At 74.9% G+C, this 2,869-nt stretch carries 3 protein-coding genes; 1 reads left to right on the top strand and 2 read right to left on the bottom strand.

The genetic code is table 11. The features are described 5' to 3' along the window. Positions 1–641 (bottom strand): TetR/AcrR family transcriptional regulator (locus AOK18_RS25950; RefSeq protein WP_055695915.1); only part of this gene is annotated, 641 nt, incomplete at its 3' end. A 218-nt stretch (positions 642–859) separates the two neighbouring features. After that, positions 860–1,087, bottom strand: coding sequence for a hypothetical protein (locus tag AOK18_RS25945; protein WP_055572469.1), 228 nt, complete (start codon positions 1,085–1,087; stop codon positions 860–862). Between the two features lie 197 nt (positions 1,088–1,284). On the opposite strand from AOK18_RS25945, the gene AOK18_RS25940 reads away from it, so the two are divergent. Continuing rightward, entirely contained in the window at positions 1,285–2,376 is a 1,092-nt protein-coding gene (locus AOK18_RS25940; protein ID WP_055695914.1) for an alpha/beta fold hydrolase, read from the top strand. Positions 2,377–2,869: the final 493 nt, after the last annotated feature.

The following is a 2,869-nucleotide window of genomic DNA, read 5'->3' as shown; positions in this document are numbered from 1 at the left end:
CTGCTGACCTCGCTGGCCTGGCGGGGCATCGCCGGATTCCCGCTGCACGGCAGCGAGGTCAGCAGCTGGACCGCCTGGTCGCGCGGCACGCTGCGGTCGCTGTGCAGCCAGGACCGCGCGACCACCTGGGCCAGACCGCCCAGACCCGAGGCGAGCAGCATCGACTCCTGGCGGGACAGCCCGGTGTCCTCGGCGATGACGTCGCAGATCGCCTCGGCGCAGTCGTTGGTGACCCGGTCCACGCGCTCGCGCACGGCGGGCTCGTTCGTCAGATCCGACTCGAAGACCAGGCGGAAGGCGCCGCCGTCGTCCTCGACGTACGCGAAGTAGGCGTCCATGGTCGCCCGTACGCGCTGCTTGTTGTCGTGCGTCGACGCGAGCGCGTGGCGGACCGACTGGATCAGCGCCTCGCAGTGCTGGTCCAGCAGCGCCAGGTAGAGATCGAGCTTGCCCGGGAAGTGCTGGTAGAGCACCGGCTTGCTGACCCCCGCACGCTCGGCGATGTCGTCCATCGCCGCCGCGTGGTAACCCTGCGCGACGAACACTTCCTGCGCGGCGCCCAGGAGCTGGTTCCGTCGGGCACGGCGCGGCAGGCGTGTACCCCTCGGGCGCACGGTCTCTGTCTGCTCGATGGCTGTCACGCCGCCTCCCATTGTCGTCCTCGTGCGGTGTGAGCCGCGCCGTCATCGTACTTTTCGGTAACCGTGCTGTGCGCGGTGAGGGCGCACAATTTCACGGACCGGGCGACGTCGAAAGGCGTACGGACGGTTTCAAAGGCTGCCAGACGGGGCAAAACGCAGCCTCGTTCCCGCGGACGCCCGCTCCGTGCGGGCGCCCCCCGGCGGCCCTCCCGTCCCCGTCACCGGTAGTCGTCCTCGTCGAGGGAGACGATCCGGGCCTGCTCGGCGAGGTCCGCCTCGTTGGCCCGGTCGGTGTCGGCGCCGGTCAGCGGTTCGTCGCGGTCCGGGGCGAGGTCCGCGAGCTGTTCGGCCGTGTCGGCCTCCGGCGCCTCGACGCCGTACTCCACGCCTTCGCGGGCGTCGTCGGCTTCCTCGAGCGTCTCGGGATCGGTGGGGTCTGTGACCATGGCTGGGCTCCCTTTCTGCGAACGCCCCCGGAGCATGCGGGGACCATGTACGGGTGCCCTGGGTACGAGCCTAGGAGACACCCGATCCGGACGCCACGCGATCCGCGGTCGGCCCGCGCCGCGGCGCGCACGCGACGGAGCGGGCCTGTGACCGCCGACACAAGGGGCCCGGCGTGATCACCTCGTAACATTGCCGCATGTCTTCGACCGACCTGCCGTCCGCGGCGCCCGTGCCCCCCGTGCCCCCCGCGACCGGACTTTCCGAGGCGGCCGCCGTGCGGGTCGCCGAGGGCGAGCGCCTCAGGTCGGTCGAGCTCCCGGGCGTCACCCTGTCCGTGCGGGCGAGGCCGGCGGCGCGCGAAGGGCTGCCGCCCGCGCTGCACATCCACGGGCTCGGAGGGTCGTCGCAGAACTGGTCGTCGCTGATGCCCCTCCTGGAGGACGTCGTCGACAGCGAGGCCGTCGACCTCCCGGGCTTCGGCGACTCGCCGCCCCCGGCCGACGGCGACTACTCGGTCTCGGCGCACGCGCGCGCGGTGATCCGCTACCTCGACGCCACCGGACGCGGCCCCGTGCACCTCCTCGGCAACTCGCTCGGCGGCGCGGTCGCCACCCGGATCGCCGCCGTGCGTCCCGACCTCGTCCGCACCCTCACGCTCGTCTCCCCGGCCCTTCCCGAGCTGCGCGTGCAGCGCACCGCCGTACCGACGGGGCTGCTGGCGCTGCCTGGGGTGGCCCGGCTGTTCACCCGGGCCACCCGGGGATGGACGGCGGAACAGCGCGTCCGGGGTGTCGTGGCACTCTGCTACGGGGACCCCGGGCAGGTGTCTCCGGAGGCGTTCCGCCACGCCGTGCAGGAGATGGAACGGCGGCTGCGGCTGCCGTACTTCTGGGACGCCATGGCCCGCTCCGCGCGGGGACTCGTCAACGCGTACACCCTCGGCGGCCAGCACGGACTGTGGCGCCAGGCCGAGCGGGTGCTCGCGCCGACCCTGCTGCTGTACGGCGGCCGGGACCGGCTCGTCGGCTTCCGGATGGCCGGGCGCGCGGCCCGCGCGTTCCGCGACTCCCGACTGGTCACCCTGCCCGACGCGGGGCACGTGGCGATGATGGAATGCCCCGGGGCGGTGGCCGCCGCTTTCCGCGAACTCCTTTCGGATGCAACGGATTCGGCGGAGAAGGGGGATACTTTGGAGCCGGGCGCGACGGGCGCTCCGGACTCGGCCGCCGGCACCGCCGCGGACGAGGCCGTCGACGGCGGGGGCACCGCCGAGAACCCGAGGGGCTGAGGCGCGACGTGGGACGCCACAGCCGTCGTGGACCCGCACCCAGGGGCGACGCCCGCCCGGCGCGGGGGACGACGCCCCCCGAGCAGGGAGCGGCCTCCGACGGAACCGGCGCGTACGGCTCTCCCGGCCCGTACGGCGCATACGGTCCGCCCGGTCCGTACGGTCCGCCCGGGCGGGGCGCACAGGAGGGCGGCCCGACCGCGGGGCCGGGGGCCCCGGCCCACGGCGCACGGCCACCGCGGGACCGGTTCCCGGACGGGACACCGGCGCGTGGAGCGCTCCGCCCGACCGACGGCACCCCCGCCCACGGCGTACCGCGAGCCCGCGGCGGCCATCCCGAGCAGCGGGAACCCGGCGGCGGCTGGGGCGAGCGAGAAGAGCGGAGCACGGACCCCGGGCCGGCCGGCAGGGCGGCCGTGCCCCTGCCGCGACAGCGCCAGGCGCCCCCCGAGGGGCCGCGCGGACCACAGGGCCCGCGGAAGCGGCGGGGCCC

Source organism: Streptomyces prasinopilosus (genome assembly GCF_001419695.1).
Lineage (GTDB): Bacteria > Actinomycetota > Actinomycetes > Streptomycetales > Streptomycetaceae > Streptomyces > Streptomyces prasinopilosus.
This window is presented reverse-complemented; position numbering and strand designations above follow the sequence as displayed.